General features: G+C 71.1%; 20 protein-coding genes and 3 pseudogenes. 12 read left to right on the top strand and 11 right to left on the bottom strand.

Features of this window, described 5'->3' with window-relative positions:
- Positions 1–12 precede the first annotated feature (12 nt).
- A pseudogene (locus ACFQVC_RS28450) lies at positions 13–141 on the bottom strand (hypothetical protein); the annotation flags it as partial.
- 113 nt (positions 142–254) lie between these two features.
- Here ACFQVC_RS28450 and ACFQVC_RS28445 point away from each other — a divergent pair.
- Positions 255–698 carry a GntR family transcriptional regulator gene (locus tag ACFQVC_RS28445; RefSeq protein ID WP_381835867.1) on the top strand — a complete coding sequence of 148 codons (444 nt, stop codon included), beginning with the start codon at positions 255–257 and terminating at the stop codon, positions 696–698.
- A gap of 419 nt (positions 699–1,117) precedes the next feature.
- Here ACFQVC_RS28445 and ACFQVC_RS28440 read toward each other — a convergent pair whose 3' ends face one another.
- Positions 1,118–1,894 carry a helix-turn-helix transcriptional regulator gene (locus tag ACFQVC_RS28440; protein WP_381835865.1) on the bottom strand — a complete coding sequence of 259 codons (777 nt, stop codon included), beginning with the start codon at positions 1,892–1,894 and terminating at the stop codon, positions 1,118–1,120.
- Between the two features lie 161 nt (positions 1,895–2,055).
- Between ACFQVC_RS28440 and ACFQVC_RS28435 the strand changes: the two are divergent.
- The 5 genes and pseudogenes from ACFQVC_RS28435 to ACFQVC_RS28415 form a co-directional block, all read left to right on the top strand.
- Positions 2,056–2,440 (top strand): annotated as a pseudogene (locus tag ACFQVC_RS28435) (MFS transporter); the annotation flags it as partial.
- A gap of 265 nt (positions 2,441–2,705) precedes the next feature.
- Positions 2,706–3,452, top strand: coding sequence for an ABC transporter ATP-binding protein (locus ACFQVC_RS28430; RefSeq protein ID WP_370423472.1), 747 nt, complete (start codon positions 2,706–2,708; stop codon positions 3,450–3,452).
- Positions 3,449–5,974 (top strand): ABC transporter permease, encoded by a 2,526-nt coding sequence (locus ACFQVC_RS28425; RefSeq protein ID WP_381835863.1) that lies wholly within the window; start codon positions 3,449–3,451, stop codon positions 5,972–5,974. The genes ACFQVC_RS28430 and ACFQVC_RS28425 overlap by 4 nt, the downstream gene beginning before the upstream one ends.
- A gap of 72 nt (positions 5,975–6,046) precedes the next feature.
- Entirely contained in the window at positions 6,047–7,285 is a 1,239-nt protein-coding gene (locus tag ACFQVC_RS28420) for a sensor histidine kinase (RefSeq protein WP_381835861.1), read from the top strand.
- Positions 7,273–7,920 (top strand): LuxR C-terminal-related transcriptional regulator, encoded by a 648-nt coding sequence (locus ACFQVC_RS28415; protein ID WP_370423475.1) that lies wholly within the window; start codon positions 7,273–7,275, stop codon positions 7,918–7,920. Before ACFQVC_RS28420 ends, ACFQVC_RS28415 begins: the two co-directional genes overlap by 13 nt.
- Positions 7,921–7,992: 72 nt before the next feature.
- Here the strand turns inward: ACFQVC_RS28415 and ACFQVC_RS28410 are convergent, their stop codons facing one another.
- The 4 genes from ACFQVC_RS28410 to ACFQVC_RS28395 form a co-directional block, all read right to left on the bottom strand.
- The gene (locus ACFQVC_RS28410; protein ID WP_381835859.1) at positions 7,993–8,871 is read right to left on the bottom strand and encodes a hypothetical protein; all 879 of its coding nucleotides are present in this window, start codon (positions 8,869–8,871) and stop codon (positions 7,993–7,995) included.
- A 249-nt stretch (positions 8,872–9,120) separates the two neighbouring features.
- Positions 9,121–10,203: a TniB family NTP-binding protein gene (locus ACFQVC_RS28405; RefSeq protein WP_370423477.1), complete on the bottom strand. Its 1,083-nt coding sequence runs from the start codon at positions 10,201–10,203 to the stop codon at positions 9,121–9,123.
- A complete protein-coding gene (locus ACFQVC_RS28400; RefSeq protein WP_381835857.1) occupies positions 10,200–12,224 on the bottom strand; it encodes a Mu transposase C-terminal domain-containing protein in 2,025 nt (674 codons plus the stop codon). The genes ACFQVC_RS28405 and ACFQVC_RS28400 overlap by 4 nt, the downstream gene beginning before the upstream one ends.
- A complete protein-coding gene (locus ACFQVC_RS28395; protein ID WP_381835855.1) occupies positions 12,221–12,961 on the bottom strand; it encodes a TnsA-like heteromeric transposase endonuclease subunit in 741 nt (246 codons plus the stop codon). Before ACFQVC_RS28395 ends, ACFQVC_RS28400 begins: the two co-directional genes overlap by 4 nt.
- Before the next feature lie 88 nt (positions 12,962–13,049).
- Between ACFQVC_RS28395 and ACFQVC_RS28390 the strand changes: the two are divergent.
- The 3 genes and pseudogenes from ACFQVC_RS28390 to ACFQVC_RS28380 form a co-directional block, all read left to right on the top strand.
- Positions 13,050–14,186: pseudogene (locus ACFQVC_RS28390) on the top strand (MFS transporter); the annotation flags it as partial.
- A gap of 235 nt (positions 14,187–14,421) precedes the next feature.
- The gene (locus ACFQVC_RS28385; RefSeq protein ID WP_381835853.1) at positions 14,422–14,985 is read left to right on the top strand and encodes a dihydrofolate reductase family protein; all 564 of its coding nucleotides are present in this window, start codon (positions 14,422–14,424) and stop codon (positions 14,983–14,985) included.
- A gap of 183 nt (positions 14,986–15,168) precedes the next feature.
- Positions 15,169–15,702: a GNAT family N-acetyltransferase gene (locus ACFQVC_RS28380; RefSeq protein ID WP_381835851.1), complete on the top strand. Its 534-nt coding sequence runs from the start codon at positions 15,169–15,171 to the stop codon at positions 15,700–15,702.
- Between the two features lie 10 nt (positions 15,703–15,712).
- Here the strand turns inward: ACFQVC_RS28380 and ACFQVC_RS28375 are convergent, their stop codons facing one another.
- Entirely contained in the window at positions 15,713–16,834 is a 1,122-nt protein-coding gene (locus ACFQVC_RS28375) for a sensor histidine kinase (protein WP_381835849.1), read from the bottom strand.
- Complete coding sequence (locus ACFQVC_RS28370) at positions 16,831–17,529, bottom strand: response regulator (RefSeq protein ID WP_381835847.1); 699 nt, start codon at positions 17,527–17,529, stop codon at positions 16,831–16,833. Before ACFQVC_RS28370 ends, ACFQVC_RS28375 begins: the two co-directional genes overlap by 4 nt.
- 465 nt (positions 17,530–17,994) lie before the next feature.
- Here ACFQVC_RS28370 and ACFQVC_RS28365 point away from each other — a divergent pair, with 465 nt between their 5' ends.
- A complete protein-coding gene (locus ACFQVC_RS28365) occupies positions 17,995–19,236 on the top strand; it encodes a DUF418 domain-containing protein (protein WP_381835845.1) in 1,242 nt (413 codons plus the stop codon).
- A 356-nt stretch (positions 19,237–19,592) separates the two neighbouring features.
- On the opposite strand, the gene ACFQVC_RS28360 is transcribed toward ACFQVC_RS28365, so the two are convergent.
- From ACFQVC_RS28360 to ACFQVC_RS28350, 3 genes are all read right to left on the bottom strand, one after another.
- Positions 19,593–20,159, bottom strand: a complete 567-nt coding sequence (locus ACFQVC_RS28360) for a SigE family RNA polymerase sigma factor (RefSeq protein ID WP_381835843.1) — start codon at positions 20,157–20,159, stop codon at positions 19,593–19,595.
- Positions 20,152–20,736 carry a TerD family protein gene (locus ACFQVC_RS28355; protein WP_381835841.1) on the bottom strand — a complete coding sequence of 195 codons (585 nt, stop codon included), beginning with the start codon at positions 20,734–20,736 and terminating at the stop codon, positions 20,152–20,154. The genes ACFQVC_RS28360 and ACFQVC_RS28355 overlap by 8 nt, the downstream gene beginning before the upstream one ends.
- A 249-nt stretch (positions 20,737–20,985) precedes the next feature.
- Positions 20,986–22,791, bottom strand: coding sequence for an ABC transporter ATP-binding protein (locus ACFQVC_RS28350; RefSeq protein WP_381835839.1), 1,806 nt, complete (start codon positions 22,789–22,791; stop codon positions 20,986–20,988).
- A 759-nt stretch (positions 22,792–23,550) separates the two neighbouring features.
- On the opposite strand from ACFQVC_RS28350, the gene ACFQVC_RS28345 reads away from it, so the two are divergent.
- Positions 23,551–24,162 (top strand): RICIN domain-containing protein, encoded by a 612-nt coding sequence (locus ACFQVC_RS28345; protein WP_381835837.1) that lies wholly within the window; start codon positions 23,551–23,553, stop codon positions 24,160–24,162.
- Between the two features lie 2 nt (positions 24,163–24,164).
- Complete coding sequence (locus ACFQVC_RS28340; RefSeq protein ID WP_381835835.1) at positions 24,165–24,767, top strand: RICIN domain-containing protein; 603 nt, start codon at positions 24,165–24,167, stop codon at positions 24,765–24,767.
- The last annotated feature ends 384 nt before the right edge of the window (positions 24,768–25,151 follow it).

The raw sequence follows: 25,151 nt of genomic DNA, 5'->3' as shown, positions 1-25,151 counted from the left end.
CCTGAGCCCGGTCCCGAGCAGATGGTGGGTGTCGAGGCCGTAGAATCCGGAGACGGCCGGGAAGCCGACTTCGGTGAGGAAACGGCGGGTTGGCTCGTGGCTGAGGCCCGAGGGCAGTTGCTGCTCGGTGAGCGCGGGCACGGAGTCCGCACTGAACACGCCGAGTACGCGGGCCCGGGTGGGGCGGCAGGCGGCTTCGTTCGTACGGACCTGCCAAGCCCTACCAGGCCATGGCGAGTGACCTCCTGCGGAGGATGAACGAGGCCCCGGGCGGTGCGACGGCCGGTCTGCTGGACACCACCGCGATCGCGCACTACCACCACGTGCCGGCGGCCACGGCGCAGTTCGTCCGCCGGGCCGCCCACACTCGGTTGCACCACGAGTACCGGACGGTGTGCCAACCGAAGTCACCCGGGAGCGCCGCAGAGCGGGAGACGTCCGTACCCCCGGCGGGCTGCCGGGGAGATGCTGCACCGCGGGCGTCCACAGGCTCGGGCTACCGAGCCGTGGCCTGCGACCTGCGGGAGCGCATCGCTCGCGGTGAGATCACGGGCATGCTGCCCTCCAGGACCCGGCTCGCGGTCCACTACGCGACATCCCGCTCGACCATCAAGCGGGCCGTGGAAGAACTGGCCGCCCAGGGGCTGCTCGCCCCGCACGGCAGTGCAGGAACCCAGGTACTCCGTACGCCGGTCTGAGGCGCCCTCGCCCACCTGCGTCCTCGCCCCCCTGACCCGGCCGCCGCCGCGCCGGCCCAGTGGGTCGCCGAACGGTTCATGCCATGGCCGTAAACCGTGCCGGCACGATCGGCGCCCCGGAGACCGGCTCGACCTGGTCTTGCGGATTCCGGGGCGGGGCAGCACCGATCCACCTCGATCACACTGCAGGAGGGCCGCGAATCTGCGCGACGACCAACAGCCCTGCCGAGCACGCAGCCCTCGCTGATCTGTCGGCTGGGGAGCCGCGAGCAGGCGATCGCCGCGGTCCTCCTCCTGGCCGGGGCACCTTCAACGCCGAGCATCCGCAGGTGTGCCTTGTCGTCCCCGCGTCGCACCGCCGGGCCGGCCGTCGCAGCGTCAGCCTGGCCAACGCCCAGGGTGAGGATCCTCGCTGCGGGTCAGTGGGACATCCCGGCGTCGCCACGGAGATAGCGTCCCGGGGACGTGCCGACGGTGCGCCGGAAAGCCGCCAGGAAGGCGCTGGGCGTCGCGTATCCCACGGCGTGTGCGACGCGGGAAACGGGCTGGCCTTCAGCGAGCAGGGGAAGGGCGGCACGCAGCCGCACATGCGTGCGCCAGCGGTCGAAGGTCATGCCGGTGTCATGGACGAACAGCCGCGTCAGGGTGCGCCGGCTCACGCCGACGGCCCGTGCGTGTGCCTCAAGACTCCGGGGGTCCTCGGGGTGGGCGAGCAGCGCGTCGGCCACGGCGCGGACGCGGTCGTCGGCGGGGACCGGCACATCGATGGGCGTGGCCGGCAAGGGGTGCAGCAGATCAAGGACGACCGCCTCGGCCCGCAGCCGCGCGTCATCGGGGAGGTTGTCGCGGCTGAGGTAGGAGATCAGATGGGCCAGCAGCCCGTCGACGCCGACCGGCGTCGGCTCTGTCCAGTCCACATCGCATCTGTCCGGTTCGAAGTAGAGACTGCACAGCACCGCGTCGCGGGTCGCGCCGGTCCGGTGGACGACCCCCGTGGGCAGCCACAACGCCCGTGTCCGCGGCACGACCCAGTAGGCGTCGTCGACAGCGACGCCGAGCACCCCGCGCTGCGCCCAAGCCAACTGGTGCTGCGGGTGGCTGTGCGGGACAAACCATTGCCCGGATGCCAGCGGGAAGTTCCCTACGACGATCGCGCCCACTCCGGCCGGCACGGCCCCCACAACGGCATCGGTCATGTCCCAAGCCTATGTCCCCAATGCGTTATGGCGTGGCCCCGTAGCGGATCGCGGCCACACCGGCCGGTGCATAGCGTCGAGCCATGCCGATCAATGATCCGCGCCGCGGGCGCTCCCCCCCCCCTGCCACACAGGCCGCTGACAAGGACAGGGCGTCCAGCATGACGTCGCTGTCGTCAACCACGGCCACACCCACGGGTGTTGGGCGCCGAGGGCCGGCGCTGGTCGTGCTGTGCTTCGTACAGTTCATGCTCGTCCTGGACGACAACGTCGTGAGCATCGCGCTCCCCACCATGCGCGATGACCTCGGCTTCAGCACCGCAGGCCTGGCCTGGGTCGTCAACGCCTACTTCCTCGCCTTCGGCGGGCTGTTGCTGCTGTTCGGCCGCATGGCAGACCTGCTGGGCCGCAGACGTGTCTTCCTGAGCGGTGTGGCCCTGTTCGGTGCGGCAAGCCTCCTCTGCGGGCTCGCGCAGGAGCCCTGGCAACTCGTGACGGGGCGTTTCATCCAAGGCGCGGGAGCGGCCATGGCCAGTCCCGCCGTGTCTGGTGTCATGCGACCTTTCGGGCATGCACAGCGACTACCTGCGGGACGAAACTGGGGAGTGCAGGCGGTAAGGACGGCGTGTGAAATTCGATCTTGCGGTTCCCGTGTCGGTGCCTGACAACACGGGCGCGCGGACGTCAGCGGTCATCTGATCATTTGTTCGCTGTCCGTAGCCGCCCTGCTTGCAAGGTAGGGCTATCCCTACCTTGAGGTTACGAGTGGGCCATGTGGGCGTGCGGCTGCGTTTTCGCGAGGCTTGAGAGCATGTACCTCGCGAGTGATCCGGTGGCCGCTGCGGTCGAGCTGGAAGACGTGTCGAAGACCTACCCCGGCGGTGGCGGGACGCCCGCGCTGCGGGGGGTGAGCGCACGGTTGGCGGCGGGCACGTTCTCGGCGGTGATGGGTCCTTCCGGGTCCGGGAAATCCACGCTGCTGAACTGCGCGGCTGGTCTGGAACGGCCCAGTGCCGGGCGTGTCCGGCTGGCCGGGGAGGACATCGGTGCGCTGCGGGAGCCGGCCCTGACGCGGGCGCGCCGTCGCCAGGCGGGTTTCGTGTTCCAGTCGTTCAACCTGGTTCCGGCGTTGTCGGTGTGGCAGAACGTGCTGCTGCCGCAGCGGCTGGCCGGGGTGCGGCCGGACCGGCGCTGGGCGGATGAAGTGCTGGCACGCGTGGGGTTGTCCGGGCGCAAGAGTGCTCGCCCGGATCAGCTCTCGGGCGGCCAGCAGCAGCGGGTTGCGGTCGCGCGGGCGCTGGCCGGACGCCCGCAGGTGCTGTTCGCCGATGAGCCGACCGGAGCGCTGGATCTGGCTGCCGGGCATGAGGTATTGGCGCTGCTGCGGGAGGCGGTGGACGAGCTGGGGCAGACGGTGGTGATGGTCACGCATGACCCGGCTGCCGCTGCCTGGGCGGACCAGGTCCTGTTCCTTGCCGACGGTCAGGTCCACTCCTCCATGAGCGACGTTTCGGCCGCGCAGGTGGCCGCGGTGATGACGGAGCTGAGTGCCCGATGATCCGTCTCGCTCTTGCCACCGTGCGCCACCGCTGGTGGTCCTTCGCCGGGACCTTTCTCGGCACAGCCCTGGCGGTGGCGCTGGTCGCCGCCTGCGGCACGCTGCTGTTCTCCGCTCTGTCCTCCCCGGCCGGAGCCGACAGGTACACCGCCGCTGACGCCGTGGTCAGCGCCGCGCGTCAGGTGTCCGTGCAAGACGGGGACGACACCGAGACCCGCCCGCTGTCCGGTGCGCCCGCGCTCCCCGATGGCCTGACCGGCCGCCTGGCCACCGTGCCCGGAGTCACGCAGGTCACCGAGGACACGTCGTTCTACGCCCAGCCGCTCACACCCCGCGGAAAACCGGTCGGTGGCGGCTCGGACGCGACCGCGCCGGTGATGGGCCATGCCTGGTCCTCCGCCTCCCTGACCCCCTTCCGGCTTCTTGCCGGGCGCGTACCCCAGGACGGCGAGGTGGTGCTCGACGCGGGCTTGGCACGGCATGCCGATGTGCATGTGGGGGGCCGCGTGCACATGGCCCTGCCGCACAAGGTCGCCTCGTTCCGACTCGCCGGCACCGTCGCCGCCCCCGGAGGGCCGCAGCTTTCCTCGCAAGGCGCGGTGTTCTTCTCCGCCTCGGACGCGGAACGGCTGTCCCAGCCGGGCGATGCGACCGCGCTCGCCCTGCGCTTTGCTCCGGACGCCGACAGCCGCACAGTGCTGGACAAGGTGCGGTCGGCGGCCGGGCCGGACGTGCGAGTGCTCACCGGAGACGAACGGGTACAGGCCGACGCACCGGCTGTGCTGGTCAGCTACACCGGGGCGGTCGGGGTGTTCGGCTCGATGGCCGGCATCACCGTGTTCGCGGCCCTGTTCGTCATCGCCGGGACCATCGCCTTCGCCGCCCGGCAGCGACTGCGCGAGCTGGCGCTGCTGCGCACGCTCGGCGCCACGCCGCGCCAGGTGCGCCGGCTGATGGGCCTGGAGGCATGGGCGGTGGGCGTGGCCGCCGCCGTGGTGGGGACTCCGCTCGGGTCGTGGCTGGCGGGCTGGATGGGTGAGCGGTTCGTGGCCACCGGCGCGGTTCCCGCATCTCTTGACGTGCATGGCAGCGCACTGCCGCTGCTGATCGCGGCCGGTTGCGGGGTGGGGGTGGCGCGGCTGGCGGCGTACTTCGCCGGTCGGCGGGTGGCGCGGATCGCTCCGACTGAGGCGATGCGGGAGGCGGCTGCGGCTCCGGCCAGCGGCGGCATCTGGCGCGTGGTGACCGGTGCGGTACTGGTCGCCGGTGCGGTGGCCGTGCTGGTGTTCACGCCGATGCGCGGCGGGATCGGTGTGGGCATGGGCTTCATCGGCTGCGCGCTGCTGGTCTGTGCCGCCGCCGCCCTGGGACCCTGGCTGGTCCGGGTGGTGGGTGCGGTGCTGGGCGGTGTCCTGCCAGGGGCGACCGGCCGTCTGGCCGCGGCCAACACCCGGCGCTTCCCGCTGCGGACGGCGGGGGCGGCGATGCCGCTGGCGCTGCTGTTCGCTCTCAACGCCACCATGCTGCTCAACTCCACTCTGCTCAGCAACCTCACCGACCAGGCCGCCCACGCCCGGGTCGCCTCCGCCCGCCAGAGCTTGACCGCCGCCGACGGCCCCGGCCTGCCGCTGGGCGCCTACGAAGAGGCGGCCAGGATGCCGGGGGTACGGGATGTGGATGCGACCGTGCCGAGCGAGGTCATGGTCCGCAAGGGGGGCAAGCCGCAGCATTACCCCGCCCAGGGCCTGTACCGCACCGGCGGCGGTGTGCTGGATCTGAAGGTCACCAGCGGTTCCCTGGACGGGCTCGCCGAGGGGGTGGCGGTCAGTACGGACCTGGCCGGCAGCCAGCACTGGCGGGTGGGTGAAACGGTCGGGCTGTGGTTGCCGGACGGTACGTATGTCTCGCGGCCGGTGGTGGCCCTGTACGGCCGGTCCGCCGGGTTCGGCGACATGCTGCTGCCCGGCTCACTGGCCGCCGCGCACACCACTCGGCCCCTTGTGTCGGCCGTGCACCTCGGCCAGAACCCTGGTCCGGCGGCCGTGAAGGAGTTGCGGGCGCAGTTTCCGCAGCTGTCCGCGTACGGTGACGAGGCAGCAACCAGTCGGCAGGACGCCGAAACCGCCTCCCAGCAGGCAGCGCTGCGCCTGCTGACCGGTATCTCCCTCGTCTTCACCGCCGTCGCCGTCCTCAACACCTTCGCCATGGCCGCCCTCGGCCGCCGCGGCGAGTACGCCGCTCTGCGACTGCTGGGCGCCACCGCCCGCCAGGTACGGGCGATGGCCGCACGCGAAGCGGTACTGACGGTCACTGCCGGCCTCGTGGTCGGTGCGGGGATCGCCGCGGTGGTCGTGGGAACGTTCAGCAGCGCCCAGGACGGCCAGTGGCGCATCATCGTCGACCCTCTCTGGTACACCGGGCTCCTCACCGGTACCGGCCTGCTCGGTCTGGCCGCCGCAGCCCTGCCCACCCGCCTGGTCCTGCGCACCGCGACGGCCCACGGCGGACGGAGCGCGCAGTGAAGCCAACACACCAGACGGCGGCCGACCCCCCATGCCGCTCGGACGAAGCCAGGGGTTCGTAAGGTGCGGGACATGCTCCAGCGCACCGTCCGGTCTGTGCAATACCTGCTGCTGGGCCTGGCCGCAGGCAGCGGGGCCCTGGTGACCGTCGTGGCCGGGGCCACCGGCTGCGCGGTCCTGGTCGTCACCCACCTGGGCGCCCCCGCCTTCCTCGCCGCGACCACCGCGGTGCGCCGGCTCGCCGGACTCGAACGACGCCGCGCCGCCCTCATCCTGCCCGCCCCAATCCCCACTCCCTACCCGGGCGCCGAGCCCGCCACCGTCGCCGGACGTGCCCGGCAACGGGCCGCCCACCCCGCCACCTGGCGCGACACGGCCTGGCTGACGATCCTCTTCCCGCTGACCCTGGTCTGTGCCGTCCTCGCCGTGGTCGTCCTCGCCGTGGACCTCGCGGCCCTCACCTCGCCGGCTTGGGCCTGGGCCCTCCCGCCGGAACGCCGCGGCGACCCAGGATTCATGACGCTCACGACACCAGGAAGGCAGGCCACGACGGCGCTGGCCGCGCTGATCCTGCTGCCCGCCGCTGCGTGGCTCGTACGCGCCCTGGCCGCCGGCCAGGCCCGCCTGGCGGCCGGACTGCTCAAGCCAGGCCGCACCCAGCGACTGAGCGAACGCACCGACCACCTGGCCCGCACCCGCAGCCGCGCCATCGACGCCCAGGCCGCCGAACTGCGCCGCATCGAACGCGACCTCCACGACGGCGCCCAGGCCCGCATCGTCGCCCTCGGCATGACCCTGGCCCTGGCCGAACGGCGCCTCAAAGCCCTCGGACCCGCCGCCGACCAGGCCTGCACCGACCTCGCCGCAGCACGCGCCGACGTCAACACCGCCCTGGACGAACTACGCCACCTCGTACGAGGCATCCACCCCCCGATCCTCACCGACCGCGGCCTGGACGGTGCCCTGACCGCCCTCTTCGCCGACCACCCGCTGCCCGTCACCGCGGACATCCGCCTGCCCCACCGCCTGGCACCCGCGCTGGAGGCCGCCGCCTACTTCCTGATCGCCGAAGCCCTCACCAACATCACCAAACACGCCCACGCCACCACCGTCACCGTCACCGTCGACACCCGTCCCGACGGCACGCTGGCCGTCACGGTCACCGACGACGGGCAGGGCGGAGCCGACCCGGACGGCTCGGGCCTGACGGGACTGCGCCGCCGCATCGAAGCACTCGACGGCACCTTCACCCTCACCAGCCCCAGCGGAGATCCCACCACCATGCACGCGGAGATCCCATGCGCCTTGTAATCGCCGAAGACCTGCTCCTGCTGCGCGAAGGGCTCATCCGCCTGCTCACCGCCACCGGCCACGAGGTCCTGGCCGCCGTCGACTCGGGGCCCGACCTGATCGCCGCCGTGGACACCCACCGGCCCGACCTCGCCCTGATCGATGTCCGCCTTCCGCCCGGCTTCCGTGACGAAGGACTGCGCGCCGCCATCGAGGTCCGCGCCCGCCACACCCCCACCCTGCCCGTGATCATCCTGTCGCAGTACGTCGAGCGCACCTACGCCGCCGAACTGCTGGCCGACGGCCGCGGCGGCGTCGGCTACCTCCTCAAGGACCGCGTCACCGACATCGACGCCTTCCTCGACGCCCTCGACCGCGTCGCCGCTGGCGGCACCGCCCTCGACCCCGAAGTCGTCGCCCAGATCTTCGCCCGCAACAGCCAGGACACCGGCCTCGCCCGCCTGACCCCCCGTGAACACGAAGTCCTCGCCCTCATGGCCCAGGGACTGTCCAACTCCGCCATCGCCGAACGCCTCGTCCTCGCCCCCGTCTCCGTCGAAAAACACATCTCCAACCTCCTCGCCAAACTCGACCTCCCCCTCACCCACGACACCCACCGACGCGTACAGGCCGTCCTCACCTACCTCAACGCCTGATCCACCTGCCCCCTCACCGCCGCCCCTGCGAGGGAGGCCACCGCCTCGACCTGCCTGACTTCTCTGCCCATCTCACCCAGCTACGCGGCGCATTTTCGCGACCTGTTCCTTCATCTGGTCGTCGGTGCGCGTGCTGTGCCAGACGGTGCCTTCCCACTTCACGTACTGCGGTTCGCCCTCACGCAGGAGGACCGGCTTGAGGTGGCCGTGGAAGAGAAGCGTGCGGCCCTGGTTCCGGCGGAGCCGGCTGAACCACAACGCGCTCTTCTCATGCCGGGCAAGACGGTTCGCGGCGACGCCGGGAAGGATGCCGCGGACGCGGCCGGGTGTGTAGGTCGTCAAGGGCCGGCTGGGCGGCCGCCAGGAGTCTGCGAGGGCCCAGTGCGCGACGGCGTCGCCGCCGCGGTCGGGCGGGAGGTAGGGGTAGGTGACGCGACCCGCGACCTCCGCGAAGAACCGGGCCTGCTCGGCTTCGGTGCCGCCGGCCAGCCGACGCCAGTAGGGCGAGGCGATCAGCGGTGCGAGGGCGACGGCTTCGGGATAGACCGCGGCGAACAGCCGCGAGGTGCTGAAGCCGACGTAGTCCTGCTTCTCCCGGTCGAAGGGGATCAGGACATCGAGGCGGTCGTCCCAGACGTCCCAGCGGCCGAAGGGCGACGGGCGCCCCTCCGGAGACCAGATGTGTGCGCAGAGCATGAGGCCGGTCAGCACCGCGTCGTAGGTGGCGGCCCAGCCGTAGCGCCGCAGCGCGAGCAGGTGGCGCCGCTGTGCATCGAGGATGCCCGGGAGCCGGGTGAGATCGACGGCGGGATGGTCGATGTCGGGCGGGCCGATCCAGGTGCCGTGCCGCAGGCAGACGTAGGTGTGGTGGGGCAGGAGCCGCACCACCCGGCCGCCGGGGTGGCGGGCGTCGCAGAGGTGGCAGCCGGTCTGCGGCTGGTGGCGGAACATCTCCCAGTTCGGCGGCGGGGTCGCGCAGTTCCGGCATGGCCCCGGCCAGGGCGTGGACGCTGCGGCCGGTCAGCGCGGCGAGCCGTTCGGGGACGACGACGCGGCGGCCGGCTCCGGGATAGGCGGGCTGGGTGACCTGTAACCACAGGCCGTTGATGTCCAGGCCGTGCAGGGTGGCCAGGCGGCTGATGTAGGACGGGGGGATCTCGTGCCGGGCGGGCGGGACGGGGTCGGGGAGCGTGCGGAGCATCAGGCCGCGCGCCTCCGCCGCCCGGTCGCCTTGGCCTGAGCGGTGAGCCGTTCGGACTGCGCGGCGGCGAAGTCGATCGGGACGATCTCCAGCAGCTCCTCGGTGATGGCCTCGCTGCCGTCCTCGATGGCCAGCACGGCGGCGCCGCGGATGAGCTGCGACAGGCTGCCGATCATGCCGCCGGTGCGGTGGAAGAGGTAGTCGCTCATCGCACTGAGCGTGCCCGGCGCGTGCTCGTGGAGGCGGAGCATGGATTCCAGCGTGCCGATCAGGCCCCGCCAGGCGTCCTTGTCGCCGGTGGTGGCGTAGGAGAACGGGGCGGCGGGGATGACGACGAACCGTCCGGCGATCTGCCGGCCGCGCGTGCCGGCGAACAGGCCCTGGCTCTCGATGTCGATGCCCGCGTAGGCGAACGTGGCCGGCAGCCGCTCGGCGAAGTACTTCAGCTGATCGGATGCTTCCGCCCCGGAGCGGGAGCCGAGGTTGAGGTTGTGCAGCTCGTCCACCAGGACCAGGTCGACGTGGACGTGCGCGGCGGTGGCGCAGACGGCGTCGACGACGTCGGTGTGGGTGGCCCGGGCCGGGAAGGTCAGCCCGAAGAACCGGGCGAACTCCATCGCGAGCATCTTCGGGGTGGCCGCCGGCGGAACGGTGACATAGACGACCGGCAGCCGGGACCGGTCGTGCGGGTGGCGCTTGCGGGTGGCCAGCTCGTGCGCGCGGCCCAGCTGGGTGAGAGCGGTCGTCTTGCCCGTGCCGGAGGCGCCGGAGAGGATCACGCCGCGGCGGGCGGAGACCTGGTGGCGGTTGAGCTGGATCAGCAGCCGGGCGGTGGAGATCACCTTCCGGATCGTCGGGGTGTTCACCAGCGGCAGGTCCGCGTGATACTCCCGCCGCCGGTCCTCCGCCCGGGCCCGCTCCCGTCCGGTCAGCGCGGCCCGCTCGGCGGCGGGCAGCAGCTTGGGCGGGATGGTCTCGTGTTCGACGTAGCGGCGCCAGCCTTCCTTGGTCGTCAGCGGGGAGTCCGGCGGCGCCTGTTCGTCGGTGTCCGTCTGCGGCGGTGCGGTCGCGGGCGTGCTCATAGCCACCTTTCAGCTTCGGCGTGGGCGTCGAAGACCCCGAAGGGCACCACCTCCGAGGGCGCGGAGTCGGGCTCGGGGTCGGGCGTGTTCTCGATCTCGGGTGCCGCTGCGGGTGCCGGGAGGGCTGCGGCGGTGCGGGTGCGGCCGATGACGCGCGCGGTGCGGATGTCCGGTCCGTTCTCGGCCCGGGTCAGCAGGGCGTCCAGGACGCGCGCGACGTCGGCCTCGTTCGCGTCGTCCAGACCCGCCGCGGCGGCCAGGCGCCGGGCGTGGTCCCAGGTGAAGTCCGCGAAGGGGGCATTCACCAGCGGCAGGTGGACCCAGGGCGTGGTGATCCAGCCGCCGGTGGTGCGGACGAAGACGCGGGCGAGGTCATAGGGGTCGTAGTGCACCTCCCAGAGGCCCTTCTTGGCCGTGTGGCCGGAGTGCTGGCGCCGCCACGGCCCCAGCTCGGGCGCGTCGTAGGTGCGGTGGCCGATGCGGATGCCGTAGTCGTTGATCGCCCGCCAGGCCACCGGCAGCAGCTCCAGGTAGTCCTGGCCGCGCAGCACCAGCGGCAGGTAGCCGGCCGCCGCGACCAGGGAGGCGTACTTGTCGTTCGGCGACATCGCCTTCCCCGGGCGGAACGGGTCGCGCAGGGCGTCGTGCGGTCGCATCTGCCACCCGGCCAGAAGCCATTCCTCCAGCAGGTCCTGGAGTTCGGGGATCGTCCAGACGGCGGCCTGCTCGACTCTCTCGCCGCGGCGGGTTACGTCCCGGCCGGTGTATCCGGCCAGGTGCTGGGCGAACAGGGTGTTGATCGCGGAGAACGTCGCCTCCACGATCGCCTTGTCCGTCGGCGTGCGCGGACGCGCCCGCTGGACGGAGATGCCGAGGCGTTCGCAGGCCCGCAGGAAGGTGTCGGAGATGAACACCTTCCCGCCGTCGATGACCACGGTGTCCGGCACGATCACTGGCTTCGCGGCGACCTGTTCCATCCGCGCGTCGATGCCGAGCATCTGCCGGTGCGGCATCCGCGAGGCCGCCATCCGCAGCGACGCGGACCAGCCCGGCCGCATCGGCTCGGGGACCAGCATGCGCGCCAGGAGGAGCGAGGCGTCCACCGCTTTGGTGCCCACTGGCCGCAGCGTCGCCGCGCAGATCGTGCGGGTGGCGACATCGACCGCGATCGTCAGATCCGCCCGCGCGGTCACCCCCGAGTCCAGGATCACCATCACGTCCAGCGGGGTGGAGTCGATCTGCACCTGTTCCCCGGGCCGGTCGGCGAACGTCGGCGTGAACGGCCCCTCCGGCCGGTTCGCCGTCTGCCGCCGCGTGACCGCCGATCCGAAGGCGTGCCGGCCCGTGGCGAGCGCGTCGATGAGCTTGTAGAGGGTGCGCGTACTGGGCAACGGCACCACCCCCTCGCCGTGCGCGGCCTCCACCGTTTTGATCACGCGGCGGATCAGCCGCGAGCGGGTGCCGGTCGAGACGTTCGTCTCGCGGTCGAGCACTTCGCGGATCGCCGCCACCAGCCGGGCATCCGCCCGGCCCGTCGCCTCCCACCGGCGCGTCGTGCGCTGATCCACCAGCCCCCAAAGCCCCTGCTTGAGGTAGCGCGACCGCTTGCCCTCCACCGTCCTCAGGCTCACGGCCAGCTCGGCCGCCTTCGCCCGCATCCGCTCGGTCAGCGACCGCGTCGCCGGGTCGTACTCGTCCCGCGCGGGTGTTCCCGGCTCGGCGCCGGGCGGCAGCCCGGTCTCCACCTCCACCACATGCCGCTGCCACTCGGCCGCAGCTGCCCGCGCCGGCTCCGGCAGCGTCTCCAGGAGACCGAACGGCTCCATCTCCGGCAGCGGCTCGGCGCCGGTAACAGCGAAGTCCGGTGCCGCCATCAGATAGGAGGCCAGCACCGCCGATTCCGTCCCGGCAGCGGACCGCAGCCGCACTGCCGTTCCGGCCAGCGCCACCACCTGATGCTCGCCGTCGTCGAAGGTGACCCAGTCGCCCGGCCGCAGCACCGAGCCCCCGCCCGCGGTCAACGGCCTGCCCCGGGCGAGACCAGCGAGCCGCCGTGCAGGGGCACCGACACGTCCACCGCCAGTTCGTGCGACCACAGCAGGTGGAACAGCACCGGCAGCACCGCCAGCGGCTCACCCGCCGCCGCGGCCCCGTCCATCAGCGGCAGCGGCTCGGCGAACACCTCCCGCAGCCGCGAGGCGGCCGGCTCCATCCGGTGCCGGGGGTGCCGGTAGCCCGCCAGCCACCGGACGTTGCGGACCACGACCGGGTCCGGGGCGCCCACCAGCCGGAACTCCCACCCCACCTCGGCGCAGGCCGCCGCCGTCGCCTCGAACTTCACCACGTCCCGCGGGCCGCGGCGTTCGGCCGGGCGGCAGTCGACGACCATGGCCGTCCCGTCGTCGCGACGGGCGAAGTAGTCCGGCACGTGCGAGACCGGCCGGCCTTTCGCCGCTGTCCAGAACAGCCAGAACGGCTGCGAGGAGACGCCCACCACCGCCGGGTCGAAGTCCAGCAGCATGATGTGGTCGCGCTCCAACCAGGACTCGTACCCGACATGCCCGCCCGTCGTCGCCGACCACCACAGGCCCGGCAGGTTGCGCTGTCGGCGGTACGACGCGAAGGCGCGTACGGGAAGGGCGTGCTCGAACGGCACCGCCCAGACCTCCGGCAGCGGGCGCCGTAACTCCATCCCGTCCGGGGCGATGTACGCGACCTCGAACCCGGCCACCGGCTGCCCGGCAGAACCGCCCGGCATGACATCTAACGCACGCACCATGACCAGCTACCCCAACCCCTCACCGCAAGGTAGGTCTTCAGCCCGCACGCTTCCCCGCAAAGTGAAGCTTCAATCCGCAGCTTTCGACGTCACAGGACACGCCGCGTTGGCACTGATCACACTCCTGTTCCCCGGCACCGCGGAGCGCACCAAGGCATTCGGTATCTGGGGCGGCATCGCAGGTCTCGGCGGAACGGCGGGACTGGTGATCTCCGGCGCGCTGACCGGCCTCGCGTCCTGGCGCTGGATCTTCCTGATCAACCTGCCGGTAGCCCTCACCGCCCTGGTACTGCTCCCACGCCTGGTCCCCGAGAGCCGGGCCGTCCGCGCGGTACGCCTCGACGTACCCGGTGCGGTACTCGGCACCGGCGCCCTGGTGTCCCTGGTCTACGGACTGCTGCGGACCGGGGAGGCGGGCTGGGGGGGGGACATCACCGCAGTCGGGCCCCTGGTCCTGGCCGTGTTCCTGGCCGCCGCCTTCGTCGCGGTCGAGTCACGAACTGCCGAGCCACTGGTGCCGTTGTCGTTCCTGTCCTTCCGGTTCCGGGCCGTCGCCAATGCGGCGGCCCTGCTGTTCTCCGCCGCCATGTTCGCCATGGCCTTCCTGCTGATGGTGCACCTGCAGACCGTGCTCGGCTACCGCCCTCTCACGGCCGGCCTCGCCTATCTGCCCTACTGCGCAGGCATCTTGTCGGGCATGTGGCTCTCCTCCCGAGCCGTGATCAGGCTTGGCCTGCGCCCGACCCTCGTCATCTCGATCCTGATCGGCGCGGCCGGATTCCTCCTGCTGTCCGGCGTGGCACCGAACGACGGCTACGCCTCCGGAGTGCTGCCCGGCATGCTCGTCACGAGCCTCGGATGCGGACTGAGCCTGCCCGCCCTGACCGTCGCCGCGCTCACGGGCACCACCGAGGAGGACGCCGGGCTCGGCTCGGCGCTCCTGAGCTCCGTTCAGCAAGTCGGCGGAGCCGTGGGGGTGGCGGTGCTCGTCGCTCTGGCCGCACGCCGCAATGACGCCCTGTCCACGCAGGACGGTCCCCTGCAAGCCGCGACGGTGGGCTTCTTCCTCGCGCTCACCGTCGCCGCCGTCCTCCTCACGCTGGGCGCTGTCCTGATAGCCACTCTGCTCGGGAAGGACCAGCGCCCCGAGAATGCACCCGCCGCTGAAGAAGTTCCGGACGACCGCGAGAAGAACCGTACGTAGCCGCCACTTCGGTCGATCGGAAGTCGGAAAGGGGGCGTGCCTCTCTGGGGCCGGATCTTCGCTGCGCTCATCCAGCGGAGCGCGGTGGAGATGGTGTGCTGCTCTGCGCGACCAGCACATCCGGATGCCGGTTGTGCGCGTTGAGCCACCGCAGATACGCCTGCAACTCCCGCCGTCACCCCCTCCGGCCGCACTATGATGCGGCCTCCGGACTCCAAAGACTTGGAGAAGACGCATGAGCAGCGTGAGCACCAGCACCGGCAAAGTGGTCGTGAACAGGGCGATGTCGCTGGACGGGTTCATCGCTGGTTCTGGCGACGCCATGGACTGGATCTTCGAGCACGTGACTGCGGATGCGTTCCCGGAGGTCATGGCGGCCACGGGTGCCATGCTCATCGGCCGGCGCACCTACGAGGTCGGCAAGCGCATGGCCGACCAGGACAGCGCCTACGACGGGGGAGCGCAGTTCGTCCTCACCCACCAGCCTCCCGACGAGCCGGACCCTGCCGTCACGTTCCTCACCTGTGACATTGAGGAAGCCGTTGCCACGGCGCGCAGCGCCGCGGGCGGCAAGAACCTGGAGATCCTCGGTGCCGACGTGGCCGCCCAGTGCCTGCAGCGCGGGCTCGTCGACGAGATCCTGGTGTATGTCCTGCCGGTGCTCCTCGGTGACGGTGTCCGCTTCACGCCCCCAAGCCTCGGCAGGGTCGACCTGGAACCTTTCAGCAACACCCAGTCGGGTGCCGTCACGATGCTCCGCTTCCGCGTGCGAAAGCAGGCGCGGTCCTCCAGCAGTTGACACCACCACGAGCGGACCTCCTGATCGTCGTTCCCCGCGGATGCGCAGGCGGCGGAAGCCGTGCAGCCAGGCAGGCAGCCAGCCGTCGCCAGCAGGTCATGCCCGGGCCGAAGCGGAGTTCCTGGGACAGGTACTCCCGCATATCGCAAGAGCCTCGGAGATGCTGGATGAGATCCTGGGGTCATGAACGAACTGCGTCCCCTGTCCGGAAGCCGTGTGGAGTTGCGTCCGCTGACGGCGGATGCCGTGGCCGCGTGGATTGAGGGGGATCGCGCCGCGGTGGGGCACTTGACCGGTGCGGTGTTCCCCGATCCACCGGTGGCGCCCCCGCTGATGGACGATGCGCTGCCTTTCATGAGGGATCGGCTGCGTGAGCATCCCGACGAGGTCGGGTTGTGGGCCTGGCTGTGCGTTCTCGAGACCACCGGTGAAGTCGTCGGCTCCGCCGGCTTCGGGGGACGCCCGGACAGCGACGGCCTGCTGGTACTCGGATATGCGATGTATCCGGGCTTCGCCGGGATGGGCTATGCCTCGGAGACTGCGGCCCTGCTGGCCGAGTGGGGGCTGACGCAGCCGGGAGTCAGGGGTATCCGGGTCACCGCGCAGACAACGAACCCCGCCTCGCTCCGTGTGGCGGCCAAGGCCGGGTTCGTCGAAGTGGGCAAGACCGATGACCCGGAAGTCGGCGAACTGATCGTGTTGGAACGGCGGTCGTAGAGCCAGCCTCTCAGGCGGGCCGGATGGGGGCCCGCAGCTCGATCGCGTATCCGCCCTGCTGGGTGGATTCGGCGGTGAGGGTGCCGTCGAGGAGTTCGGCGCGTTCCCTCAGGCCGATCAGGCCGTGGCGGGCGCTGGGCAGGGCGACGGACGGGCGGGTGGGGGCCGTGTTGGTGACGGTGACGCCGAAGTGGTGCGCGTCATGCCACAGCCGCACCTCCGCGCGGGCGCCGGGGGCGTGCTTGCGCACGTTGGTGAGAGCTTCCTGGACGGTGCGGTAGACGGTGCGCTGGGCGGTGGTGCTGATGTCGGGCGGGAGCTGACCGGTCAGGGTGGTCTCGATGCCGCTGTTGGCGATCAGCTGTTGGAGTTCGGCGAGGGTGGGCTGGGGGGTGAGTTCGGTTTCCTTGCCGCCGGAGGCGCGCAGCAGGGTGACCATGTGGCGCAGTTCGTCGAGGGTGTTCACGCTCAGCGTGCGGATGGTGCGGGCGGCGTCGCGTGCGTCGGGCTCCTTGGCGGCGACTTGCAGCGCTCCGGCCTGTACGGCGATGAGGCTGACCTGGTGGGAGACGACGTCATGCATCTCGCGCGCCAGTTGGGCGCGTTCGCGGGCGAGGACGCTCTGGGCGTGCAGGGCGCGTTCGTGTTCGCGGGCCTCTTCGACCTCGACGAGCTGACGGGCCACGTCGTGCCTGGCCTGGACGAGCTGGCCGCACAGCACGGGGGCGAAGGCCGTGGCCAGCGCGTAGACGAACTGGATGAGCGTCCAGGTCTGGTCGCCGGAGAGCGTGTCGGACAGCGGCCAGGCGAGGGTGCCCCCCGCCGCGTTCAGCAGGGCGCAGCCGACCAGCAGCGGGCGGTTGCGGGTGCGGACGGCCAGGGTGTACAGGGCGGCGATCGGCGCGACCGCCACGTCCATGAACAGGGTCATGGGCAAGGTCAGCAGGACGGCGGCCAGGGGGAAACGGCGGCGCAGCAGCAGAGCGGCACAGCCAAGTGCCGCGCAGGCCCACATGAACGTCGTCGCCTCGCCGAAGAGGTTGATCCAGACGTCGAGCGCGGCAACCGCGATGAGGCCCGCGTCGACGGCCCAGCGCGGCACCCGCCGCCACAGCGCCCGGCCCGTGGTCATCGCCCGTTGTCCTCTGCCGTGTTGTCACCGCTGTCGCCGCTGCTGCTGTTGTCACCGAGCAGTCCGGCCCGCTGCGCGAGCAGTGCCGCCTGGACGCGGCCGGCGACCCGCAGCTTGGTGAGGATCGAGCTGACGTGGTCCTTGACGGTGCCCGCACTCAGATGGATGCGGGCGCCGATGTCGGCGTTGGACAGTCCGTGGGCGATCAGGACGAGGACCTCGCGTTCCCGGTCGCTGAGCAGGCCCACACGCGCCACGTCCGCGTCCTGGGGACCGCCCGCCCCCGGATGGCTGCGCAGCAGAGCCCGTGAGGCCTTCGGGGACATCACCACCCCGCCCGCGGCCAGGGTGCGTACCAACTGGCCGAGTTGTTCGGGCTCGGTGTCCTTGAGCAGGAAGCCCGCGGCCCCCGAGCGCAGCGCGGTCAGGATGTACTCGTCGGTGTCGAAGGTGGTCAGCATGGCCACTTGCGGCGGTGTGGGCAGCGTCCTGATCTGTTGCAGGACGGTCAGGCCGTCCACGTCCGGCATACGAATGTCGAGGAGCACGACGTCCGGCAGCTCGCGCCGGACCACCTCGGCGGCCTGTGCTCCTTCCGTGGTCGCCACGACCTGGATGCCGTCGGAGGCGTTCAGGATCAGTTCGAACCCGGAGCGCACCAGCGCCTCGTCGTCCACCACCACTACCCGGATCACCGGCGTTCCGCCTCACACTCTTCTGTCCTGTCCGGCTGCTCGGCGACCCGTACCCCGCATCGGGACGACCGCGTTTCTCGTACGGTGATCGCCTGCCGCCGACAGTACGTCCGTCACGGAACGCGGTGGCTCGATTTCCTCGGAGTATGGACATCTGGCGGGTCAGCTCCAGCCGTTCGGGGGGAGTGCCCGGGACCGTCGGCAGCCAGCCAGCCAGCCAGCCAGCCAGCCAGCCAGGCGGGCAGGTGGGTGGGTGGGCGAGGCTTGGCGGCGACGCCGTCGCCATGACCCGTTTCCCGGCGTCTCGGACTGGCCATCGCGCCGCTGCCGACATGCTCGCTGCCGACACGTTGACCGGACGGCGCAGTAACGGCCGGTCGGCGGGGAAGCCCAGGCCGGTCGGCGGGGGCGTCACCGAAGGCCGTCGGATGGTCAGCCTCCTGGCCGCACCGCGAGATTGCCCGTATGACACAGATACAGCCGCCGCAGGAGACATCAGCTCCGCAGGAGAACCCGCCTCCACGGCCCCGGACCTCGCCCGACTCCGCAAGGCAGGCCCCTGGCGGTGCCTCGATGGGGCGCCTCGTCGGGGTGGATCTGGCCCGCGCGCTGGCGGTGTTCGGCATGTACATCGTCCACATCGGCCCGCCGCTGTCAGCCACGGACGGCGTCGCGAGCTGGGTCCGGTACCTGGCCGACGGGCACTCGTCGGTCCTGTTCGCCACCCTCGCCGGGTTCTCGCTGATGCTGCTCGCGGGTCGCCGTGAGCCGAAGACCGGCCTGGCCGGCCGGCAGGCGAAGGCCCGGATCGTGATCCGCGCGGTGGTCCTGCTGGCGCTGGGCACCGTGCTGGCGATGGAGTACGGAGGCGTGATCATCCTCGCCTTCTACGGCGTCTACTTCCTCCTGGCCCTGCCGCTGTTGCGTCTGCGTGCGGGAACCCTCGCGATGATCGCGGCGGGGCTCGCCCTGGTCACACCGCAGCTGGCGTTCGTCCTGACATCGCGGATGAGCGACTCCGTCCAGCAGGGGATCAACGCCTACGACCCGCTGCACCGGCTCAGCGAGGTGGGAGTGCTTGATCTGCTGCTCACCGGCTTCTATCCGGCCATCACCTGGATGCCGTTCGTGATCGCCGGCATGGCGCTGGCTCGCATGGACCTGTCCGCGGCCGCCGTCCGGCGACGCCTGGCCGTGCTCGGTGCCGGCCTCGCCGTGGGTGCCTACGGCCTGTCCCTGCTGCTGGCGGGCAAGGACGCGTTGAGGAGCATGGCAGAGGACGGGGGGTCGTCCAGCGGCTCCGGGGCGGGATCCATGGGCAGCGGGGCCGTCGAGCCCCAGCTGACGGCCTCGCAACTGCTGTCCGCCGGGCCGCACAGCGGCACCACGTTCGACATCATCGGCAGCGTGGGCGTCGCGATCCTCGTGATCGTGGGCGCGACGGTGCTGATGGAGCGTCTGCGGCGACTGGCGACACCGGTCATCGCCGTGGGCACCATGTCCCTGACGGCCTATGTCGGCCACTTCGTCGCCCAGTCCGTGCTGTCCCAGGCAGGCGGCGCCGAGGGCACACAGTCGTGGGTGCCCGTGCTCACGTACATCCTGGGGGCGATCGTGTTCGCCGCTGTCTGGTCCCGCTTCTTTCGCCGTGGGCCGCTGGAGTACCTGCTCAACGCCGCTACCAAGCCGGTCAAGTACATCCGGTGAAGTCCGGTCGGGGCAGCTGCTCTGCCTGCCCCGCGGACTGAACGGAGGACTGGACGGACTGGACGGACTGCCGAAGCCGGCAAGGGAATGGCCCTTGCCGGCTTCGGCTGTGGTCCTGGCCGACTGACTGATGCCGGCGCCGCCCGGGGCAAGGGCCGGTGTGGGTCCGGGCAGCACTGCCGACGGTCCAACTCGCCCGCGCCGGCTGCAGGTTCAACAGGCACCCGGCATCGGGAACTGTGGGGTTGGATGACCAGCCGTCCAACCCCACAGGCATCCGCGGTGGTGAACGTGAACCGACCGTCGGGATCCACGCCACTTTCCCGTCCGTGCGTGGGCGAGGGTGCCCTGGGACGTCAGGCTGCGGCCTGTGAGGGCGCAAGCTCCTGGCGGAGTATCTCCAGTGCCCGGTGGAGAGTGCTCTTGACGGTGCCGACAGTGATGCCCAGGGCCTGCGCCGTCTCCTTGGTGCTGAGGCCCTCCCAGTACCGCAGAACCAGCACACTGCGCTGACGCTCACCGAGCAGGGGAAGAACACCCAACAGCTGCTCCTGGTCCAGGAGTTGCTGCAGGCGGGCCTCCTCGGACCCGGCGTCCGGGAGGTGCTCCAGGGGCACCTCCACCGCCTTGCGCGCGCGCCACCACTCGGTCCTCAGATTGATCATGACGCGGCGTACGTACGCGTCGGCTCGCGTCTTGTCGTTGATACCCGGCCAACTCGCCTGCGTGCGCAGCAGCGCAGCCTGCAGGAGGTCCTCGGCGTCGGTGGGGTCGGGTACGAGGCGGCGGGCCATGCGCAGCAGAGCGCCGCGGCGCAGACGTACGTACTCTCCGAAGTCCTTGTGTGCCGCGGACCGTTGGCCGATGCGCCGGGTGTCTGTGGCACTGGGCGGTACGGGGATCGTGCGTGCGCGCTCAGCCATGGCGCTCGATGGCCTGGAGGAGATCGCCGAAGGTGGCGCAGGTCGCCGGTTCACCGATGGCTGTCATCGTCCATGCGCCTGCTGTGCGGGTCACTTCCGCCATGATCAGTGCTGTGTGAGGGCCTTGGGCGGGAAAGGTGTACCGGGCCAGCTCGTGGCCCCTGCTCTCGTCCACGAGCCGGCAGTGCGCGCTCTGCACCGTCTCGAAGGTGCTGCCGTCGAAGGAGCTGACGGCGAAGACGATGCGGTCCGCGTGGGGAGGCAGCCGGGACAGGCGGGCGAAGAACGACTCGCTGTCCCCTGCGGCCGGGGTGTCCTCCGCCACGAGGCCGGTGAGGTGCTCGATGGACTCGTCCGGGTTGCGGGGATTGTCGGCGAACAAGGCGTCGAGGAACCGGCCGTGGCCGTACAGCACGGCGAAGGCGCCGAGGCGGCCACGGCGATGAAGGCCGAGCGCGCCGAGCAGTGCGGGGCGCGGAGCGTGCTGCCAGCCGATGCCCATCCGCATCAGGTTGAGCGGACGGCCGTCCGGCCTGTGCAACGGGACTTGCTGACCCTTGGCCATGAGTACGGGCATCGGGACTCCAGGTGAGGTGGCGGACTGGGCGGGGGAGCGAACCGTCTGGTGACAGCGGCGCAGTCACCAGCCTCATGAGCCGTGTGGTGCGCCGGTATCCGGCGGATGTCCGATGCCACCCCGCCACTCAGCCGGGCTGCCCCCGCCGCACGGCGGGGCAGCCCGTGGACGGCGGCGGGGGGGGGAACCAGTGGACGGCGGGGGCCACCGGTGGACGACGCTGTCGCAGCCTTCCGTACCCGGCCCGCATCACCCGTGGGGGAGTACTTCAGGGGTCAGCAGCTGGGAAGCCGCGAGCTGCGCGTACAACTCGTCCTTTTCCACCAGCTCTTCGTGGGTGCCGATGGCGCGGACCCTGCCCGCGTCCATGACGACGATCCGGTCGGCGTCCGTGACCGTCGACAGGCGATGGGCCACTACCAGCACGGTGGTCTCGCGTGCGGCAGCGGCGATGGCGTCCCGTACTGCCAGTTCGTTGACGGCGTCGAGCTGCGAGGTCGCCTCGTCCAGGAGCAGCAGCCGGGGCTTGCGCAGCAGTGCGCGGGCGATTGCGATGCGCTGGCGCTCGCCGCCGGACAGCTTCGAGCCGCGGTGCCCGACCAGGGTGTCCAGACCGTGGGGGAGCCGCTCGACGAGGGCGTCGAGCCGAGTCCGTGCCAGGACCTCGCGGATGTCGTCGTCCAGCGCACCGGGCGCGGCGAAGGCGAGGTTCTCCCGCAGCGTGCCGGCCAGGACCGGCGCGTCCTGCTCGACGTATCCGATGACGGACCGCAGCTCGGACAGCGGCCACTGGCGTACGTCCTTGCCGTCGACCAGGACGCGGCCGCCGGTCGCTTCGTAGAACCGCTCGACGAGTGCGAAGAGCGTCGACTTGCCCGCCCCCGAGGGGCCGACGAAGGCCGTCATGCCGCCGCCCGGGACCTCGAAGTCCACTTGCTGGTGGATGTACGGCAGCCCGGCCCGGTAACGGAAGGACACCTCCTCGAAGCAGACCGACGCCGCACGCGGCCGCACGGCGTCCGTCGCTGTGTCCCGTGCCGGCCGGTGCCCGTCCTGGGGCTCCGTCGCCAGGCCGTCCACCTGCTTGATCCGGGCGATCGCGGCCGCACCCTCCTGGTAGTGGGTCGCGGCGTCGACCAGCTTGTACACCGGCTCCATCAGGTAGAAGAGGTACAGCAGGAACGCGATGAGTGTGGACACGGGGATCGCCCCGGCCGCCACGCGGGCCCCGCCGACGGCGAGCACCGCGAGGAAGGCCAGCTGCACGGCGAGGTTGTCCGCCGAACCCAGCACGGCTTCCCATTTCGCGCTGCGTACACCGTGGCGCCAAGCCCGTCGTGCCGATGCCTCGACGCGAGCGGTCTCCCGCTGCTCGGCGCCGGACGCCTTCACGGTGCGGAACGCGCCGAAGGCCCGCTCCAGGCCCGTGGACATGTCCCCGACCGCGGCCTGCGCACGCTCGGCGGCCTGCCCGATCTTCGGCATCACCAGGGCCACACCCGCGCCGACGACCGCGACCACGCCGAGCGTCACGCCCAGCAGCAGGGCATCGAGGAACGCCATCACCACGACCGCGGCGACGAGCGTGACCGCTCCCGTCGCCGCATTGACCACTGCTTGGGTGCTGACCGCCCGCAGCAGGGTGGTGTCGGAGGTCACCCGGGACATCAGATCGCCCGGCTGCATCCGGTCCACCTCCGGGAGCCGCAGGCGCAGCATTCGTCCGATGAGGCTGCGGCGGGCGGCGAGCACCACAGACTCCGCCGTCCGCTCCAGCACATAGGCGCCGAACGCTTCGGCCACCGTGCTCAGCAGTACCAGCACGGTCAGGGCCAGCAGGACGGTGGCGATGGTGCCACCGGACGAGAGCCGGTCGACCAGCGTCTTGGTGGCCAGGGGCTGCAGCAGACCGCCGGCGGCCCCGGCCAGCGCGCACAGCAGACCGAGCGCAACGGGCCAGCGGTGCGGACGGACATACCCGTACAGCGCCTTGAGCGTCTCGCGGGCGCGCAGGGACTCGGCACCCGTCGTCTCCGGGGCGGATGCGGTGTTCACAAGATTCCTTCTCTACGTGGTCGGCCGCGCACCGCGTCAGCGGCTGCGGACATCGGCCCGCACGAGGGCCTTCGGGGCTCGGCTCAACGGGCCAGTTCCGCAGCCCTCGTGGCGAGCGTGTGCACCACCGCATCGCAAAGGTCAGGGCGTGCGACGGCCAGGCAGAGAGCGCCCGCCACGAACGCCATGCCAAGGAATTCCCAGAGCGCGCTCCCGCGTCGCCTGGCGCTCCGACGACCCGCTGCATCGGCCGGTGGCCGGCGGGCGGTGTCGAGCTCCCTCTCGTGCGCACGGTGTGTCATGCCACCAGCCTGGAAGTCCGGGCCTTGCGCCGGCCATCCGGCGATCGTCGGGTGGACCCCCGCCAGGTGGCTGGAGCCGCCTGCACACCGTGAAACCGGAGCAACCGGAACCGGCGAAGAAGGGGGGCAGGGGGCGGCGGAGGAGGAGGCGGGGGCCTCGGGCAGCTGCCGGTTCGCCCACGCCAGTGGTTGACCACGTTGCGGCGTCGCCGCCGCCTGGAAGCGCTGACAGGCGGAAACACAGGACGGGAACGGCTCAGCAAGACCCGGCCATACCGCGAAAGTTGTAGCAACCAAGAACGTACCGCGGGGGTTTCGTCGGTGATCAAACCGGTGTGGGACGACACCCGCTCAGACCGCTCGTACCTTCATGATCAGTGCCGCTCTCAGGCCGATGCCGTCGAGTGGGCTGCCGGCACATGTGTCGGCCAACCAAGTGATCGAGAAAGGGGGACGTATGCGCAGGACGCGCACGCTCCTGGCCGTGGCGGGAGTCGCCGCCGTGGCCCTGCCGGGCTCAGCTGTGGCTCTCTCGCCACAGAGCGCGAGTGGCGAAGCACCAGTGCGGACCGCAGCACAGCCGGAGCGGGGAGCCGGGTTCTTCGACGATGCCGCTCTGCAGCCCGTCGAAGGGAGGGACAACATCTACTACATCAAGGCCAAACACAGCGGAAAGTGCTTGACGGTCAGAGGGGCCAGCAAGGCCGAGAACGCACCCGTCAATCAGTACCGGTGCGTTTCCGCAACGAACCAGTGGTGGGTCGTCCAGAACATGGGCGGACTGGCCCGCAGGCTGGTCAACTACAACAGCCAAAAGGCACTGTCCCTCAAGGGCGGCAGCATGGCCAAGGGAACTCCGCTGGTGCAGCGCACCTACGACGCGGACAAGGACCAGATCTGGTGGGTCGCACTGCCCAACACCAGTGACCAGCCCAGCGTGATCTTCATGGAGAACGGGACCAGCGACCGGTGTGCTGACGTGCAGGGGGCCAGCACGGCGGACAACGCACCCGTGATCGCGTGGACCTGTAACAGGAAGAGCAACCAGAAGTGGATGGCGGCCGGATGAGTATGGGACTGAACCGTAAGGGCTTCCAGGGCATCGTGGCAGCCGCTACCGCCGTCACCGCGGTCACCGCGCTCTCGGGCCTGGCCGCTGCCTCCACGCCGGGCCCATCCACCCCGGGCCGATCCGCGCCAGGCACCGCCAGTTCGGCCCAGGCCGGCAACCTCACCCGGTACGTGGTGGCCAACCACAGCGGCAAGTGCCTGACTGTTCTGGGCGCCAGCCACGCCAACAACGCCCTCGTCAATCAGTACCGGTGCGTGGGCGCCAAGAACCAGCAATGGCGCCTCGAGATGGCCGGCGGTGGGGCCGCCACCCTGGCCGACGCCGTGCTGCGTAACGTCAACAGCGGCAAGTGCCTCACAGTCCTCGGCGGCAGCACAGCCAAGGGCGCGAAGCTCACCCAATACACCTGCGTCGGCGCGGCGAACCAGACCTTCGCCGTCAAGCCTTTGCTGCTCAAGCACACGCAGCTCTTTGCCAAGCCCCTCTCCGGCACGAAGTGTGTCGACGTGCAGGGCGGCAGCAAGGCGGACAACGCCGCCGTCCTCCAGTGGTCATGCAACAACAGGGAAAACCAGAAGTGGGATCTCACCCGCAAGGCATGACAGGGCGCCGGGAGCGGTTCCCGTTTCCCTTCGACCCGTAACGAATGGGTGCTGCTGCCCGGCAGATCACCGCTGCGTCCGCAGTCCGATCGCAGCGACGGTGACCGTGCCGTGCCGTGCCGTGAAGGACCCGTGAAAGTCACTGCGTTCCTGCGGGGACAGAGCGGAGCGCCCGGTCGAGACCAGCAGGGCGACCGCCGCGGCTGCCGCGCCGCCGGCGGTTTCCCCGCTGGCCCCTGCGAACGCTCTCGACCGGAGCCGTACGCCTCATCGCGGCACAGATACTCAGGGCGGGGCTGCGGGGCTGCGGGGCTGCGGGGCTGCGGGGCTGCGGGGCTGCGGGGCTGCGGGGCTGCGGGTCCGCGGGTCCGCGAAGGGCCTCCT

The organism is Streptomyces monticola (assembly GCF_042665355.1).
Lineage (GTDB): Bacteria > Actinomycetota > Actinomycetes > Streptomycetales > Streptomycetaceae > Streptomyces > Streptomyces monticola.
This window is presented reverse-complemented; position numbering and strand designations above follow the sequence as displayed.